This is a genomic window from Amycolatopsis ponsaeliensis (assembly GCF_030182635.1).
GTDB lineage: Bacteria > Actinomycetota > Actinomycetes > Mycobacteriales > Pseudonocardiaceae > Amycolatopsis > Amycolatopsis ponsaeliensis.
The window spans coordinates 148,233-164,910 of record NZ_JAPZLD010000013.1; the positions used below are offsets into that span (position 1 = coordinate 148,233).

General features: G+C 71.2%; 10 protein-coding genes. 4 read left to right on the plus strand and 6 right to left on the minus strand.

The genetic code is table 11. The annotated features are described in order from the left end of the window. Nucleotides 1–42: 42 nt before the first annotated feature. Complete coding sequence (locus QQ657_RS21005) at nt 43–1,182, minus strand: serine hydrolase domain-containing protein (RefSeq protein ID WP_284743892.1); 1,140 nt, start codon at nt 1,180–1,182, stop codon at nt 43–45. Nucleotides 1,183–1,268: 86 nt separating this feature from the next. Between QQ657_RS21005 and QQ657_RS21010 the strand changes: the two genes are divergently transcribed. Genes QQ657_RS21010 through QQ657_RS21020 form a run of 3 tightly spaced genes read left to right on the plus strand, consistent with a single transcriptional unit; the run spans nt 1,269 to nt 3,379 of the window. Then, on the plus strand, nt 1,269–1,925 hold the full coding sequence (locus QQ657_RS21010; RefSeq protein WP_284743893.1) for a response regulator transcription factor: 657 nt from the start codon (nt 1,269–1,271) through the stop codon (nt 1,923–1,925). Further along, complete coding sequence (locus QQ657_RS21015; protein WP_284743894.1) at nt 1,922–3,139, plus strand: sensor histidine kinase; 1,218 nt, start codon at nt 1,922–1,924, stop codon at nt 3,137–3,139. The genes QQ657_RS21010 and QQ657_RS21015 overlap by 4 nt, the downstream gene beginning before the upstream one ends. A gap of 36 nt (nt 3,140–3,175) precedes the next feature. Beyond that, nucleotides 3,176–3,379 carry a hypothetical protein gene (locus QQ657_RS21020; RefSeq protein WP_284743895.1) on the plus strand — a complete coding sequence of 68 codons (204 nt, stop codon included), beginning with the start codon at nt 3,176–3,178 and terminating at the stop codon, nt 3,377–3,379. A gap of 352 nt (nt 3,380–3,731) precedes the next feature. Here QQ657_RS21020 and QQ657_RS21025 read toward each other — a convergent pair whose 3' ends face one another. Next, a complete protein-coding gene (locus tag QQ657_RS21025) occupies nt 3,732–4,856 on the minus strand; it encodes a hypothetical protein (RefSeq protein WP_284743896.1) in 1,125 nt (374 codons plus the stop codon). 129 nt (nt 4,857–4,985) lie between these two features. Here QQ657_RS21025 and QQ657_RS21030 point away from each other — a divergent pair, with 129 nt between their 5' ends. Beyond that, a complete protein-coding gene (locus tag QQ657_RS21030; RefSeq protein ID WP_284743897.1) occupies nt 4,986–7,724 on the plus strand; it encodes an NB-ARC domain-containing protein in 2,739 nt (912 codons plus the stop codon). A gap of 5 nt (nt 7,725–7,729) precedes the next feature. Here the strand turns inward: QQ657_RS21030 and QQ657_RS21035 are convergent, their stop codons facing one another. From QQ657_RS21035 to QQ657_RS21050, 4 genes are read right to left on the minus strand one after another with little or no spacing between them, the layout of a single operon-like run. Next, nucleotides 7,730–10,558, minus strand: a complete 2,829-nt coding sequence (locus tag QQ657_RS21035; RefSeq protein ID WP_284743898.1) for a pPIWI_RE module domain-containing protein — start codon at nt 10,556–10,558, stop codon at nt 7,730–7,732. 2 nt (nt 10,559–10,560) lie between these two features. After that, nucleotides 10,561–14,037, minus strand: coding sequence for a pPIWI_RE_Z domain-containing protein (locus tag QQ657_RS21040; protein ID WP_284743899.1), 3,477 nt, complete (start codon nt 14,035–14,037; stop codon nt 10,561–10,563). Continuing rightward, nucleotides 14,030–15,166: a pPIWI_RE_Y domain-containing protein gene (locus tag QQ657_RS21045; RefSeq protein WP_284743900.1), complete on the minus strand. Its 1,137-nt coding sequence runs from the start codon at nt 15,164–15,166 to the stop codon at nt 14,030–14,032. The genes QQ657_RS21040 and QQ657_RS21045 overlap by 8 nt, the downstream gene beginning before the upstream one ends. Continuing rightward, nucleotides 15,112–16,560, minus strand: a complete 1,449-nt coding sequence (locus tag QQ657_RS21050; protein WP_284743901.1) for a PD-(D/E)XK nuclease family protein — start codon at nt 16,558–16,560, stop codon at nt 15,112–15,114. The genes QQ657_RS21045 and QQ657_RS21050 overlap by 55 nt, the downstream gene beginning before the upstream one ends. Nucleotides 16,561–16,678: the final 118 nt, after the last annotated feature.

Sequence of the window (16,678 nt, forward strand, 5' to 3'; positions counted from 1 at the left end):
GACCTCGGTCACTTGACGACACGGCGTACGAAAAGCCCGCAGTCATGCGGTGATGAGGGCGCGTGCCCTTGCCGGCCACGGCGGCACTCCTCCCTGGCCGTAGTCGCGGTTGCTCAGGATCACCGACACCCAATCGCTGTCCGGATACATCTGGAAGTCGGTCGACGTGCCGGGGGCGCCGCCGCTGTGGCCCGTCACCCACTGGTTGCCGACCAGCAGTGTCATGGGGCCGTAGCACTGGAAGCCGACAGGAGGTACCGCGGGCGGCGGCCCGGCCGGCGGGCCGAGTGGCACCTTGCCGCTGAGCGTGAGGGGCGTGAAGGCGCGGTCGAGCAGCTTCGAACCTTGCAGTGCACACGCGAAACGGGCCATGTCGGCACAGGTCGAGAAGGCATCGCCCGAGGGAGTGCCGATGAACAGCCGTTGGTCGATGGAATCGACGTATTCGCCGGAGGGCTGCACGGCATAGGGGTGGGCTATCCGGGGATCGGTGTGCCACTGCGGCCTGGCGTAGAAGTCCGTGCTGGTCATGCCGGCCGGACGGAACACGTGCTCGCGGACGTAGTCGTAGTAGGACTGCCCGGACACCTGCGCGACGATCTCCCCGAGCAGGTGGTAGCCGGAGTTGCTGTACTCGAACCCGGCCCCCGGCTGGAACTCCAGCGAAGATCGCCGGATGTAGTCGGTCGTGCCGTTCATCAACTGGTCGGTGCTGGTCCAGGAAAGTGCCTCGTCCAGATATCCGGGCAGCTTGAAGAGGTCACCGAAACCGGAGGTGTGGGTGAGGAGATGATGGACGGTCACGGTGTCGGCGATGCCGGCTGGGAAACCGCCTACGTAGGCGCCCAGCTTGCCGTCGTACGCGATCTTCCTCGCCTGGGCGAGCTGGGCAATGGCGACCGCCGTGAACAGCTTCGTCACCGAGGCCATGGCGAACAGGGTGTCCGGGCCGTTGAGAGCGGCGTCGTTGGCCCTGCCGTAGGACCGGGTCAGCACGGGACGTCCCCGGTGGATCAGCAGCAGGCTGCCGGAGAACCCGTGTTCCTTGACGAACTGGTCGAACGCGCGCAGAGCGTCGGGGGTGGCGGCGGAAGCCGTGCCGATGCCGGCAAGAGAACTTGTCGCGAGCAACGCGCCGGAAGCGCCGATCAGGCCGAGTGCGGATCGTCGTGTCGTGGTCATGGCCGAAGATCTACCGATCACGGACGATCGGTGACCGATGGCCGGTCCATACGTGATCCATATGTCGTGGCGGGGACACTGGCCGGATGCGGGTGCTGCTGGTCGAGGATGAGCAACCGCTGGCCAAGTACATCGCGGCCGGCCTGCGTAAACACGGCTTCGCCGTCGACGTCGCGTTCGACGGGCGCACGGCACTGGACAAGTGTGTGGTCACGCCCTACGACGTCGTCGTCCTGGACCGGGATCTGCCCGTGGTGCACGGGGACACGGTGTGCCGGGAGTTGGCGGAGCACGGCGCGGCGCGGATCCTGATGCTCACCGCGTCCGGCACGGTCGAGGACCGGGTCGAGGGGCTCACGCTGGGCGCCGACGACTACCTGGGCAAGCCCTTCGCGTTTTCCGAGCTGGTCGCCAGGGTGCGGGCGCTGTCCCGGCGTAGCGCGCCCGCGACGCCACCGCTGCTGCGGGCCGGTGACGTGGTGCTCGACCCTGCGCGGCGCACGGCGGAACGCGCGGGACGGCTCCTTCACCTGACTCCGAAGGAGTTCGGTGTTCTCGAGCAGTTGCTCGCCGCGGGCGGTGCCGTGGTCAGCGCGGAAATCCTGCTGGACAAGGTGTGGGACGAGCACGCCGACCCGTTCACCAACGCGGTCCGGATCGCCGTCGGCACGTTGCGGCGCAAGCTCGGCGACCCGCCGCTCGTCGACACCGTGCCGAGTGCCGGCTACCGGATCGTCACATGACCGCCCGCGCCCGGCTCACGATCCTGTACACCGCGCTGGTTCTCGCCGCCGGAATCCTCCTCACCGGCCTCACCTACCTGCTGATGCGCCGGAACGCCGGGCACCGGACGTCGGTCATCGTCCTCAGCCCGCCATCCGGGCCCACCGAGATACCGCCACTGCCGCCGGGAGTCAAGGAGATCACCTTCGCCGATTTCGTCGCCCAGGCCGCGATCGCGCTCGCGTTGGTGACGGTGCTCGCCGCGGTACTGGGCTGGCTGGTGGCCGGGCGGGTACTGCGACCGATCCGCACGATCTCCGCCACCGCGCGGCGTCTCTCGGCGGAGAACCTGTCCGAGCGGGTGCCGATCACCACGCCGGCCGACGAGCTCGCCACCCTGGCGGGCACCATCAACGGGATGCTGGACCGCATCCAGGAGGGTGTCACCGAACGCGACCGGGTTCTCGCGAGCCAGCGCATGTTCACCGCCAACGCCGCCCACGAGCTACGCACCCCGCTGACCACCATGCGCACGGCCATCGACGTCACACTCGACAGCCGGCCGGGTACCGAGGAACTGCTGGCCATGACCGGCGACGTCCGGACCGCCGTCGAGCAGAGCCAGCGCACCCTCGACGGGCTCCTGGCACTGGCCCGCAGCCAGGCCGGCGCCGGGCCTCCGCACCGCGTCGACCTCGCCGACCTCGTCGCGAACAACCTGGACGCCGGCGACCTCACCGTACGGACCGACCTGCGAGCGGCGCCGGTCAGCGGTGAACCGGTCCTGCTGGAACGCATGTGCGGCAACCTGGTCGAGAACGCCGTCCGCCATAACCACACCGGCGGCCACATCGAGGTCGCCACCGGCATCGCGGACGGGAGGGCATTCCTCCGCGTCGGCAACAGCGGCGCGCTGATAGCACCCGAGACCGTCGAGCGGCTGCGAGAACCATTCGTCCGCGGTGAGGGCGCGCGAATCCGCAGCAACCGGAGCCCCGGCCTAGGTCTGTCAATTGTGGACGCGATAGTCACCGCCCACCGCGGAGAGATCGTCATCGCCGCCCGGTCCGCCGGTGGACTGGACGTCACGGTGCGTCTACCGTCTGAGCCCTGTGCGCCGGTGGCGACGTCTGTATCGGCAGGAGCAAGATCCTCGCGATGGAGGAACCCGCAGGTGGGCTTCGATTCAGTGGGGTGCGCCATCAGGGACTCGAACCCCGAACCCGCTGGTTAAGAGTGGTGATCTTGACGTTTCGGATGGTGTCGAGTGATGCCGGACAAGGTCGCTCCCTCGGTCGTCGGGTGGCGACGGTATCTGTCGGTGTCGCGGTCTGTCGTCGCGTCCGTGCGCTCTCGGGCTCCCCTCGGGCTCGCAAGTGCCAAGCCGTGGCGTCTGTTCCAGGCCGCCAACGGCGACCCGTTCGCCGAGGTCGAGGCGGCTCTCGAGCAGATCGATGTGGCGGTGTGGCCGTGAGGCGGGGCAAGGAGTGGCTTGCTCGAGACCTTGCCCTGTCCATCCAATGCGCCTGCACAGGTGTGGTCGCACTCGGTGCGGCGTACGCCTCGTATCGCCATGAATGTGAGCTCGCACTCCGCTTCGGTGCGGAACCGGCGCCGTCCATCGGCATTCACGGTGCAGGATCGGCTGGGCCCATCAACGCCACCTGCAGGTGAGGGGCGTTGATGGGCCGCGCTTTCAGCAGATTGCGGCGGGACCCGGATTCAACTCGGCCACCTGGCCGAGTCGAACGCGGTCGCCGGTGCCGCCGCCTTCGCGGGTACGGTTGATGAGCTGGCGGATGAGGGACATGGACCATCTCCTTTGTTCAGTGAGCGGGCGAACCGGTGAGCCGCATCAGGCGGAAGCAGTGCCTGCGCAGCAGTGAGGTGGACTGGCCGGGGGCGGACGTGAGCCGTCGCGCGATCCGGGTGGTGGGGCGCGGCTTCCAGCGTAACTGGGGCGCCAGGGGAAAAGCCGGATCCAAGGTCGTTCCGTAGCCGGCGACGGCTTCGCCCAGTGAGCCGGCGACCGGATCCGGAACGGGGTTGGCCAGATACACCGGCTTACCCGTCGCGGCGATGCGGGCCGTGTCGTGACCCTGGTCGCCCACGATGAAGTCGGCTTCCGCGGCGAGATCCTGCCAGCCGTGCCCGGGTGGCAGGAACTCCACCTGCTCGCGCACCGCCCGCCCGGCCCAGGCGAGCAGCTGCCGCCGGCCGTGCCGCGCCCACACCTCCGCATCGAGGCGGCAGACCAGGCGGACCTCCCGGGCCGGAAGTTCCGACACGAGCCGCCGCAGGAGGGCGGGGCTCCGGCCGAGGAGCGATTCCGCTCCGCGGGCCGACAGCACAAGACCGAGCTTCCGGCCGCCGACGGTCCGGACCCCGGTGCGGCAGGCCTCGAGCAGCTCGTCGTAGCCGGGATCGCCGACGACGGTCGCGTGCCGGCCCAGTTTCGGCGCTGCGGCCCGGAGCCGGGCTACCGCGCGGAGGTGCGGGAGACCGACGAGCAGCGGTCCGGTGCTGCTCGATCGTCGATCGAGCAGCCGGGCGAGCGCGGCGACGCAGCATCGGCCGTACTGGTCGACTATCTCGCCGTCCACCGAAACCTCGGGGAGCAGCAGCAACGCGCCGCTCGGCCAGCCGGCTCCGGTCGGGGCCGCGGCGATCACCAGGTCGAACCGTTCGCGGACCGCACGCTCCCACGGTGTGGTGAGCACACCGATCGTGGCGAGAAAGTCTCCGATGGGGACCTCGGCCGGACCTGGTGGCCGGGTGAAGACGACCTGGAGCCCCGGTACTTCCTCGATCGCCCGTACCGCCGTGTGCAAGCGTTCGGCCGACGCCACGCTGTGCACCACCACCAGCACGACGCGCCGCACAGCGCAGGTGGGTGTGCCGTGGCCCGCCGTCCACCAGGGGGTGAACTCCACCGGAAACGGAGATCCCATGATCGCCTCCTCGAATCGTGTTCCGAACGGTGCCAACGTCCCGGCCGGGCGTTGCGGAACCCGTTGCGAAAGGCGTTGCGACCCGATCGGGCGAGGACGGGCCGCCGCCGGTCTGGTTGACTGAAAGTCATGGACGAACCTGCGGTCGACCTGCGGATTCTCGGCAAGGTGCGGCTGCGGGTGAACGACCGTGAGGTACGTCTGGAACCTCGTCAGGCGATCGTGCTCGCGATCATCGCCGCGGCGGGCGGCAAGATCACCACGGACGACCTGTCCGCACGGCTCGGGGTGAGCGCCGAGACGACGCGGTCGCACCGCGCCCGGATCCGGAAGAGCGCGGGCGTGGACCTGGTGACGTCCGAGAACGCGACCCTGCGGCTGGCTGTCGCGCCGGAAGCGGTCGACCTGTGGCGGTTCCGCACTGCACTCCGCAGCGGGGCCGGCCGACCTTCGCACGTGAAGCTGTCGCTGTTGCGCGAAGCCGTTGCTCTGTGGGACGGCGCTCCGCTGAGCGGACTGGACTCGCGTTGGGTCCAGGACGACGTGACGAAGCTGAGCGGCGAAGGGCGCCGGGCGTTTCTCGAGCTGATCGAGCTCGCCACCGACGCGGTGGGCCCTGAGGGCGCGGTGGGGCACGCGATGCGAGCCGGCGAGCTTTTCCCCGACGACGACGAGATCCGGGTCGCGCTCTGGCGGACGTGGTCCCTGAACGGGCAGACGAGTGCGATCACCGACGATTGCCACCGTCGCGCGGCTCTGCCGGCGAAGCTCGGTTCCCCCTCGCGCGCTCGGCTGCACAAGGAAGCCGAAGCCCTGATCGCCCGGGCTCGGCAGACGTCGGCGGCGCTCCCGGAACGAAGGCCGTACTCGCTGCCGGCGGTGCAATCGGCGGTGTACGGCCGAGATGCCGAGCTGGAGCTCCTCGACACCCTCACCGAGGCCGGCGGAGTCCGGGTCGTCACGGTCTGCGGCCTCGGCGGGCTGGGCAAGACGGAACTGGCGGTCCAGTGGGGACACCGCGTCGCTGGGCAATTCCCCGACGGGGTCCTCTTCGCCGACCTGGGGGGCTTCTCCCCGGCCGGCCCGGCTCGGCCCGAGGCCGTGCTCGCGGACTTCGCGAAGCAGCTTGGGATCAGCGTCGGCAGCTGGTCCGGTGCCGCCTTGTCGGCCGCCTACCGCACGGCGGTGAACAACCGCGCGATCCTGGTCGTCCTCGACAACGTGCGGGACCACCGGCACGCGGCGGACCTCGTAGCCGCGGGGGAGCGCAGCCGCACGGTCATCACGACGCGGGCGGCCGTGGCCTTGCCGGCGGTGGCGGCGGGGCACGTGCTGACTCTGGCCCCGATCAGTGCCGAGGCCAGTCTGGAAGTCCTGCGCGACGCCATCGGCTCGGAGCGGATCACGGCGGAACCGTTCGCGGCGGCAAAGCTGATGGCGGCGTGCGGAGGAGTACCGCTGGCGGCCCGGCTGGTCGTGGCGCAGGCGCGGCTGAACCCGGGTACCGGCCTGGAAAGTCTGCTGGCCCGGCTGGGTTCGGCTTCGGCCGTGCTCGGTGCGAAACCCGGAGGAGAGAGCGAAGTGCGTGACTCACTTGCGTTGTCGTATGCGCCGTTGTCCGCTGGAGCCGCCCGGGTCCTCCTGGTCAGCGCGCTTCACCCCGGGCCCGAGATCGGCCTCGACGTCATCCCGTTCCTCTCCGGGTTGCCGGTGACCTCCGTTCTGGATGCGGTGGACGAGCTCCTGCGGGGAAGCCTGCTCGATCCGCTGCCCGGGAACCGGTTCCGCCTTCACGACCTGGTTCGCGCCTTCGCCCGGGAACGTGCGGACGAGGAGCTGCCCGCCGCGGAATCCGCGGCAGTCCGGCAACGCCTACTGAGCTGGCTGCTGGCAGCCGCACGGTTGTGCGATGCGGCTCTTCGCTCCGGCCGGGACCTGCCGGACGACCTGTCGGCGGCCGAGGGCGCGCCGCTGCCCGCCCCGGTCGACGAAGGCGACGGGCGCCGATGGTTCGAGCAGGAGCACGAGACCCTGCTCGCGGTGCTGGATTCGCCGGATTTCCGGCCGTACGCGAAATACCGGTGGCGGCTGCCGCTGGCGCTGTGCTGCTACCACACCCGCAACGGCCCTTGGCTCACGGCGGAGCGCCTGCTGGCTTCGGCCGCCGAGATCACTAAGGACGAACTGCCGGAACCCGAACGTACGCGGTACCAGGCGGTGTGCCATCGGGTGCTGGGCAACATCCAGCGGAAGCTGCGGAAGTTCGGCGTCGCGGAGCGCAACCTGGCCAGGTCGATCGCCTTGTCGGAGCAGGCGGGCGCTGCTCTGGATCGGGCGAACGGGCACCAGCAGATGAGCGTTCTGCAAGAAGACCAGGGCAAGTGGGCGGCCGCGCGGGACCACGCGACGATCGCCGGGGCTCTGTACGAGACGCTTGCTGACGACCGGGGAGTGGCAGCGACGCTGCCCACCGAAATCCACTGCCACCTCGAACTGGGAGACCCGGCACGTGCCCTGGAACGTGCACCGTTCGCCCTAGAGCTGATGACCCGGGCGAGCACGCAGTACAACCGCGGGGCACTGCACCGCGTGCTGATGGACTGTCACCTGAGGCTGGCGCAACCCGCCGAAGCGGTCATCCATGGGGAGGCCGCGCGCACCTGTTACGCCGAGTCCGGGGCACCGACCAACGAGGTCCGGGTGCTGGCCGGGCTGGCCGACGCGTACGCCGCGGCGGGACGGCCCGAGGACGAGCTACGCGCGCTACAGGACTTCGCGGTCTGCTACGGCCGGCTGCAGCAACGAGAACCCGAAGACCGGAAGCTGCACATCGCCGTGAAGAGCCGCCTGGCCGCGTTGGGCGCCTGAACCCGTCAGCCTCCGCTGTGCTCCTCCGGTTCGTCGTCCTCGTCGGCGTCCCGCATTGGCAGGATGTACTCCTGAGCCTTCCGGGCGAGGTGCAGGGGTAACGGCCTGCCCAGCGCGTCGCGGTAGTCGGGCGCTTGCCTCAGCTGGTGGACGGCCATCGCCAGCGCCCGTGGTTCGTCCCCGGCATCGGGGTGACAGGCGAGCACCGCGATTTCGACGAGCCTGGGATTCCACGCGGGCCGGTCCACGTCGATCGTCGATTCGCCGGCCCGCTTGCCCTTGCGGAGTTCGCGAGGCTGAAGCTTGTGCGCCTCCACCGCGGCCCTTTGCGCGGTGGAGGCTTTCGGGGTGGTGCTGTAGAAGACCCGGCCGTCCACCGGTTCGGGGACCTCCCACAGGTTGGCCGGCAGCCCGTTCACTCCGTCACCTTCCGCGAGACCCCACCACTGCGGGGTCTCCCGTCGATCGCCGGTACGCACCCGGACCAACCGCAGCCAGGGATTCGGCCGCCCGGCGGGAGCGACGCCCGTGCGGATGAGGTCCCGGTGCACCTCCCCGTCCTGGACCCAGGTCCAGAGCTGCCGGATGTTCTGCGCGTCGGCCAGGAGAACGGTCGGCTTGCCCCGGACCTCGGCCGAGGACAGCGCCCGGTGCAGGAACTCCTCCGTGGCGGCCTGTTGGTCGTCCCGGGTGCGCGGCCAGTCGAACCCCGATTCGCCACCTTCGCCTGGGTCGGCGAGGTCGTGCGCGGAGACCGCCGCGAGCGCGGGCAGCCGGGCCAGGTAACGCGGGTAGGCGATCCACGCTCCCAGACCTTCGAGCGCCTCGCCGTCCCAGGCCACGACCTCGTCCGGACCATCGGTACCCGGGCGCACCAGGACGGCGACCTGGAACTTGCCCTTGGCCGACCGGGCCGTCGCGCCACGGGCTTTCGTCGCCATCCAGACGGCGAGGTACTGGACGCCGTCGGGCAGGCCGGCCGGGACGTCCGTGCGAGGGACCACGGTCGCGCCCAGTTGCCGCAGCGCGTCCACCCAGGACGACTCGGCCGCGTCGGCCAGCTTCTTCTCCGCCCGCGGCGAAGTCGGTGTCGTGATGAACTGGGTGACCACCCCGCTGTCGGCCGCGCCCAGTCGCAGCGCGAACTTGGGATCGTTCCGGCCGCGGAAAACGGTGCGGCCGTGGATCTCGACCAGCGCGACCGAAGGAACCGCCGCGTCCGCGCCGTTCTTGGCAAGGAACTCGGCCAGGTCGGCCCGGCGTTTGGCCAGCGCGCGCGCCGCGCGGTCCGCCCGGTCCCGGGCCGGTTCCCACGGCACGCCCAGGCTGTCCGTCAGTCCGTTGTCCAGGCGCAGGCAGCTCAGCGTCACCGCCAGCTCCGGGGTCCGCCAGCGGAGCACCACGGGTTCCCCGCGGCCGCTGCGCTCGTGGGCCTCGGTGCTCACCTCACCGGCGCCGCCGTCGCCGTCGAGGCCGAGCACCTCGGTGAGTGCGACGATCGCCTCGTCGCGGGTCAGCTCGGTGCGCCAGAGCAGCCGAGCGGTGAACTCCGGCGTACCGGACCAATCCGCGTACAGCCCGGCCAACGAGGCACGCCTGGCGTGGTGGAGCGCTACCTTGGCGGCCGCCGTCCTGACCTCGGAGCCGCCCAGCCGGACGTTGGCGGGCTTGTTCACGGGCAGGGCCGATCGGACGAGATCGGGGACCCGGGCCAGCCCCGGCAGGGCGGCTTCGGCCCACTCGACCAGGCGAGACCGCTCGTGGGACATGAAGCCAGCGCCCACGCCGTGCTTGCCCATCGGCGTGCTGTAGGCGATCAGCGCGTCGACGCTGCGTTCTCCGGTGAACCAGCGCTCGGGTTCGCCGAGCAGGTCCGCCGGCTCCGGAAACGCCCTGGCGGCACCCGCGAGCTTCGCCATGAGCCGGGCGGGACCGCCGTGCCGCCACGCGGGCTCGTCTCCTCGGCGAGTCACGTACGCCACGCTGTAGCGGTCGCTGACGGGAACGCCGGGCAGCCAGGCGGTGACCGGACGCAGGTAGACGGCGCTGTCGCGGCGGTGGCCCAGCCGCACCAGCCCGCTGTCCGGGTCGGGGTGCGTGGCCCAGCGGCGTACCCCGAAGTGCAGGTGCACCCGCGGCCGCGAGTGGAACGGCACGGTGTGGAGGGTGACGGCGACCGTGACCGAGAACCACCACCGGCCGTGGTCGTCGTCGTGGAAGAGCGGCTGGGACATCAGCTCCGCACCCTGCTGACGCGCTCGGCGCGCGACGGGCCGGAAGTGCAGCACCTGGCCACCGGAGTCGTACGGCGCCGCTTCCTGGATCCGGCGGGCGAAGTGCTGCGTCGTCAGCAGGTACTTGTGGCTCGTCGGCCGTGCGGTTCCGCCGCCGCTGACGTCGCACCACGCCAGTGACACCTCCTGGCGCCGCCAGGTGGGGACGTGGTCGTCCAACGCCTCGCACACCCGGCTCGCCTCTTCCGGATGCTCCCGGCCGATGTCCTCGATCCAGAACTCCAGCAGGCGCTGCAGGATCGGCACCGGCAGTGGCTCACGTCCATCGGCCGGGCAGTACAGCCACGTCCGCGGTCCTTCGCCGGCCGCGACCTGCCGGGGCAGCACGCCGAGACGCACGTCCAACGCCTGGAGCAGGGAGTCCAGCCGGTACGTCGGCGGTGCCTGCAGCCGGTTCCGGTCCGTCCGGCCGAGGTTGGCGAGGTCGAGCACCCGGGTGGCGAGAGCTTCGGGGAACTCGAGGGTGTGGAAGCCGGCTGTGAGGTCGTCATCGGCCGGCTCGTAGGCGGCCCGGCGGATCGTCGTGTAGCGCGGCGCCATGGTCAGGTCCTCCGGGAGCCGGGGGCGTCCAGCGCGATGGGCTCGGCTTCGTCGAGCATCCGGCACAACGCCCAGTAGACGGGTTCGTAGAGCAGTTCCGCGAGCCGGGCGTCCGCGGGGGCGACCGGCTCGTCGTCCGGCCGCGGGGCGAAGTATGGGCGCAGGGCGTCCCGGATGCCGTGGAGCAGGCTGGACCGAGCGCTGTCGCGTTTTCTGCGCCGAGGGCGCTGCGAAGCGTTCGGCGACTGTGCTTCGGCTGCCGCCGGTGCGAACTTCGCGTCGACGAACACGACCCGGGCGGCGACCCCGCCCCGGACGAGCCTGCCGATCACCTGCCAGAGCACGACCAGCTGATCCCAGGCGAACGAGCGCCGTTCGTCGTCGCTCAGCACCGAGTACGCGTACTTGCGGATCAGCAGGCGGCCCCACTTGCTGCGGGCGAGCGCGCGGAACGCCCGGCCGGCGGCGTCGAGTGAGCCGTGGGCGGCGACCAGGTCGGCGAACGACGCCAGCACGGTGTCTTCGGAGGTCGGCAGGCCGCGCGTGTAGCGGCTTTCCCAGGCGTTGATGGCGAGCACGGACAGCCCGATGTCGGTGGGCACCGGGTGCGGCCGGGTCAGCAACAGCGCCACGCCGAGCGCCGCGTCGTTGTCCCGGTTCAGGATATTGTACCCGCGTTCGATGGCCAGCATCGGCGCGACGAGCACCCGGGCCATCGCGTCGGTGGCGAACAGGCCCGCGTTGCCACGCCGGACGGTTCCGGCCAGGTTGTCGGTCCCGTCGGCGAGGGCTGCGTCGAGGTCCTCACTGTCCCGGACCAGTGCCTTGACGTGACCCCGCCAGCCGGGCACCTTGTTCAGCTGGTTCGCGACGTCGCGGGCATCCTGGTAGTTCCCGACGAGGAGCAGCGCGCGCTGGCGGTTCGGGTCCCCGACGGCCCGGATCTCTTCCTCCAGCGGCGAAATTCCGCTCGGCCCCGGCTTGCCGAGCCGGTCGACGAGCGTGCGCAGCAGCGTCGGCCGGATCCGCGAGGACTGCCCGGACAGGCTGATGGGGTTTCCGCTCTCGTCGTGGAAGAACCGCATCGTGAAGACGGTCTCCCGGACCCGCTGCTCGGCCTTGTCCGACGGCCGCAGGACCGCGCCGACCGGCGCGACCACGTGCGCGCGCGTCGAGGTGCCGGCCCAGCTGGTGCCCGAAAGCAGCAGCACGTGCGGCCCGCTGCGGCCGGTCGAGGGGTCCGCTCCCAGCGAAGGCAGGGACAGCAGGAGCTCCCGGCCGACGCCGGTGCACCGGAAGAAGCGCAGGGTGCCGGTCACGCCGTCCCGCCCGCCTTCCCTCTCGTCGACGACGTACTGGAAGCCCAGGACGTTGCCCATCGGCGACTCGGGTACGAGCGGGAGGTAGTCCATCGGCGGCCGGCGCATCAGCTCGTTTTCGGTGGATTCCAGCCGCATCGCGTCCTCGACCAGCGGCCAGAGGCGGGTCAGCCGGTCCAGCCGGTGGTGCAGCGCCGAGAGCAGCAGGACGAACTCCAGCTTGCGCACGAGCGGGTCGTCCTCGGCGACCCGGCCCGGCTCGTCCGGGGTGCCGAGCACGCGGAGTTCGCCGACGACGGCGGCCAGCCGGCGCGCGACGGCCTTCCGGTTCAGGGTCTGCAGCAGGTCCTGGGTCGTCCGAGTCAGCCGGTCGGTCGGCGTTCCGTAGGGCCCGTTGTCCCCCAGCGGATCGTCCCGGAACTGGTCGAACACCGCTTCGGCCGCGGTCCGGGGGACTCCCGGCTCGTCCGCCAAGGCTTCCTCGTCCTCCTCGACGTCGGGCTCGGCGGCTCCGGTCCGGTACAGCTCGGTGAGCAGCTTCCCTTGCAAAGTCCAGGAGTTGAAGTACTCGATTCCGACCCAGTCCCGCAGCTTCTCGTCCGCGATCAGCATCGAGTAGAGCTGGTTCGTGGCCCCGGTCACGACGGAGAGGGCCACCTCCCAGTTCCGCACGTTGCGGTCGGACAGCTGGAGCCGCCCCGCCCGCGAGAGCTCACGGATGTTGTGCGTGGACAGGGAGTCCAGCCAGGAGTGGGGCTCTCGGGAGACGAGCGTGGCCGTCGGCGCGAACACCATGTCCAGGTTCATCATCACGCGGTCGGCCTCGTCGACGACGATGAGATCGCTGCGCAGGCAGGCCAGCTCGAGCTGGCGCAGCCGCACCCCGCCCAGCTGCCCGGGCACCGGGCTCGCCACCAGCGACGCCATGGTGGCGACCCACACGCGCGCGTCCACCTGGGCCCGGGCGTTCCCGTGCCGCGGGCACTCGTGCCACAGCGGACAGCTCCAGCGCTTCCGGTCACCGGCCCGGCCGCCGCCGGAATACAGGTTCGAGCACGGGGCGTCGACCGCACGCACCGGCGTGGCCGACGCCCGCAGGGCATCGATCGGGCACGGGGTGCCGAGGTCGGCGAAGCCCTCGTCCTCGTGGTGGCCGACCAGCCGCACGTGCCCGTTCGCGGCGAGCCGGCGGTGCAGCCCTTCGACGTGCTGCTCGCGGTTGGCCGATCCGATGATCGGCACCACCGTCCGGTCACCGAGGAAGTGCCGCAGTTCCCGCGCGATCGCGAGCTGCTCGGCGACGTCCCCCACGACGAGTGTGATCCGCAGCGGTTCGTCCTGGCGTGCGGCCCAGACCGCGAGCACCTTCATGAGCGTGCTCTTGCCGACGCCGACGACGCCCACCGCGTGGAGGAGCCCGTCGAGCCGCAGCCGGTCACCGTCCACGAAGTCGTGCCCATGGACGTCCCGGACGAGCAGCCGCGTCGACGCGATACTGGCTTGCCAGTTCGTACGCTCGCCCGCGACCGCGGAGGCGTCCATCCACGCGGCGGTTTCCCCGAGCGCCGCCCAGGTGATGTCCCGGGGCGCGCCGTTCCATACCGTGCGGGCGACGAGATCGTGTCCCGGCAGGCCACGGGCCCGGTCCGCGATGTCGTCGGGGATCTCCACCTCGACGCGCTGGTCGCGGTCGAAGTAGAAGTGGGGGCCCGCGGCGGCCGGGGCGAGCTCGGCGTCGACGAAGTCCGGGAGGGTGACCAGAGCCCGCTCGTACACCGCGAACCGCTTCTCGAGGGAGGTCGTCCCGGTCCAGGCGAACGACCCGAGGTCCTCCTCGATCCGGAAGGCGCACAGGTCGGCACGCACGTCCCGGTAGTCGCGCAGGGCCTCGAGCCAGGCTTCGGGCCGGCGCAGCGGCCAGAGGCGGTGCCGGACGCAGGTGATCATCCGGTTCCGGACCGGGTCACTCGCCAGGCCGCTCGCCTCGGCGAATGGGTATCCGCCCAGCAGCGGCCAGACCGACGTCGGCGGCTGGGTGTCGTCGAGCCGCGACAACAGGGTCAAGCCCAGCTCCACCGGGCAGAGCACGTCGAGGGGCAGAGTCTCGCCGGACCGGCTGACTTCCTCGGTGAGCTCGGCGTACCACTTCTTGCTACGCATCGCCGGTCACCTCGCGCCGGATCAGGTCGAGGAACCCGTCCTCGGAAAAGACCATCGGCGAGTTCGCGTACTCCTCGGCGACTCGCAGATAGGCCGGGTCGGCGCCGGTCCGGTACCGGGCCACGACCCAGCAAACGGCGTCGGTGCTGGAACCGCTCACCGACGCGGCGATCGCCCGGCCGAGTAGGGCGGGGCTGTGCCAGTCGACGATCTTCACCGTCCGGGCTCGCCCCTCGGGCACGGTCACTCGCAGCTCACCGGGGCCGGTGAGCGGCCAGTAACCGACCTGGGCCCCGGACCGCTCCAGCGCGGTGCCGAAGTGCCGGACCACCCGCCCGGGACCGGCGACGAACTGCCGGTGCCGGCGGTCTCCCTGCACTTTCACCTGGTCTTCGTGATCCCAGCGCTCCCCCGGCACCACGACCCCCGCGGCCCTGCACTCGTCCCGTTCGCACCACCAGGCGTTTTCCCCGGTTGCCAGCAACGGACCACCGCAGCTGGCGCACGCGTGGATCTCGCCGCCCACGTCGTAACCGGGACCGATCGGCACGAAGAACTCGCCCAGGAAGTCGTCCAGCGGGCCGATCCTGGCGCCGAACCGCACCTCGTTGTACCGGTCGTTGCCGAGGACCTGGTACGTGGTCAGCAGATCCCGCATCGCGCGGTACGTCGAAGCCCGGTTGCGTTCGGAGGCGAACGCCGCCATCGCCGCCATTCGGCGGGACACCTCCAGAAACGGATTCGAGACTTCCGCGCAGAGCGCGATCTCGTGGCAGAGCGCGGTCGGTGCGCCCGAGTCTTCGTCGAGCAGCAGGTCGTCCGGGGAGTAGCCGGCGGCGGGAAGCACCAGGGGCCAGGCGCCCAGCGGGCGTTCGTAGCCCCAGCGGACCAGGCCGGGCACGGACGACGGCGGGCGCGCGCCCCGGCGCAGACAATGCAGGGCCAGCCGGTCCAGGGCACCCTGGACCGGCGCCGGATAGGGCATCCGGAAGGCGGTCAGGTCACGCAGTTCTTCGAGGGTCACCAGCGCGCTCGCGACCACGCCGAGCAGCTGCTCGTCCTCGTCACCGGCCATCACGAGGCGGGCCGCCGGACCGTGGCGAGGTACTCGGCACCGGCTGTGCACCATCGGCGGACCTCGCACTCCGCGCAGTCGCGGCCCGGAGACGGCGCGCAAGCCGTGTCACGCAGCAGCGGGCCCACCAGCTCGCCGATGACTTCCCGGGCCTCGGCCATGACCGCCGGGGCCCCGGGGTCCAGCTCTTCGAGGGCGCATCCGTCGGATCGAAGGTGTTCCAGCTCGATCCGGGGTGCGACGGCCGTGCGCTTCGCGGCGCCGGCGGACAGGATCAGGACCGCCAGCGCCAGCTGAGGGAACTGTCGCAGCAACGGCCGGTCGCGCCGCACCCTGTGTCCCGACGTCTTGGTCTCCCGCCACACCCAGCCGCCGGCCCGCTGGTAGAGCAGGTCGGGGGTGCCGCCGAAAATCACGTCCAGCCGGGAGTCGCGCGCGACGACGAACCGGTGGCGCTCGGCCCGCACCTCGTCGACGTCCGGGAACGGGCAGAGCGTCGTGTGCTGGGCCAGCATCGCCTGCGCGGTCCGCCGATCCTCCGCCGGGAGCGCGGCGAGCTCTTCGCCCACCGGATCGCCGGGTCGGCAGCGGCGCGGGCGGCCGGTGTGCCGGTCCCGCAAGGTGGCGTCCACCGCGCGGCCGATCATGACCGGCGGGCTCTCGGCGAGCCCGGTGTCGCGGAGGTGCAGTTGCCGTCGCAGGTGATAGCGCGCCGGGCAGTCGCGGTGGTACCGCAGATCGGTGACCGAGACGGTCCGCCGCGGCCCGGGCACCGCCGCGACTCCGGGAAGGAGGTCGGCCGCGGGAAGCGCCGCACAGGAGGGGCTTTCGACGCAGGAAGCGCAGTCGCGGCCCGGGTGCCGCGCGGTCCCGTCGACGATTTCGAGGAGCCTCGGGGTGACGCTTTCCCCGGCCTGTGCGCGGATCTGTTCGGACGTCCATTCCCGCACCGGACCGGCGACCGGGGACGTGGCTCCGAACAGGACGACCCGCACCCGGTCCGCGATTTCCGCCGCGCCGAATGCGGCCACGTTGGCGGCCGCCGCCGTGACGATTCCGGGCCGTTCCACCGGTGCGGTGAAGCCGAGCAGCCAGATTTCCCGGCGGGAAGAGTCTTCGGACCGATAGCGGCGTCCCCAGCAGGTCTGGTCGTACCGGTGCACTCCGCGGTGGTCCACCGGGTCTCGCTCGTGCGAGATCGTCCACGGCGCCCGGACCGGGACGGGGCACGGGCCGTCGACGGCGTCCTGGTGGGCCCGCCATGCGGCGCGGTAGTTCCGGAACGCTTCGATCGACCACCGGAGCAGCCCGTCGTGCGCCGGCGGCCGGTCGCGTCCGAAGATTCCCCGGGTTCGGAGCAGCTCTTCGACGACGTCGTCGTCGGTCCGGCCGTCGAATTCGGCGCGGTCCACGGCGGCCATGAGCGGGCCCAGGGTGAAGTCGGTCAAGGTCGCCGCCTGACGAACCGTGTTCCGGCGCACCTTGTGCGCCAGCGCCCGAGGGCAGCCCGCCGAGCCGATGTCGGTCGGGCCGACGCGCACAATCTGTCCAGTATTTGGCACGTCT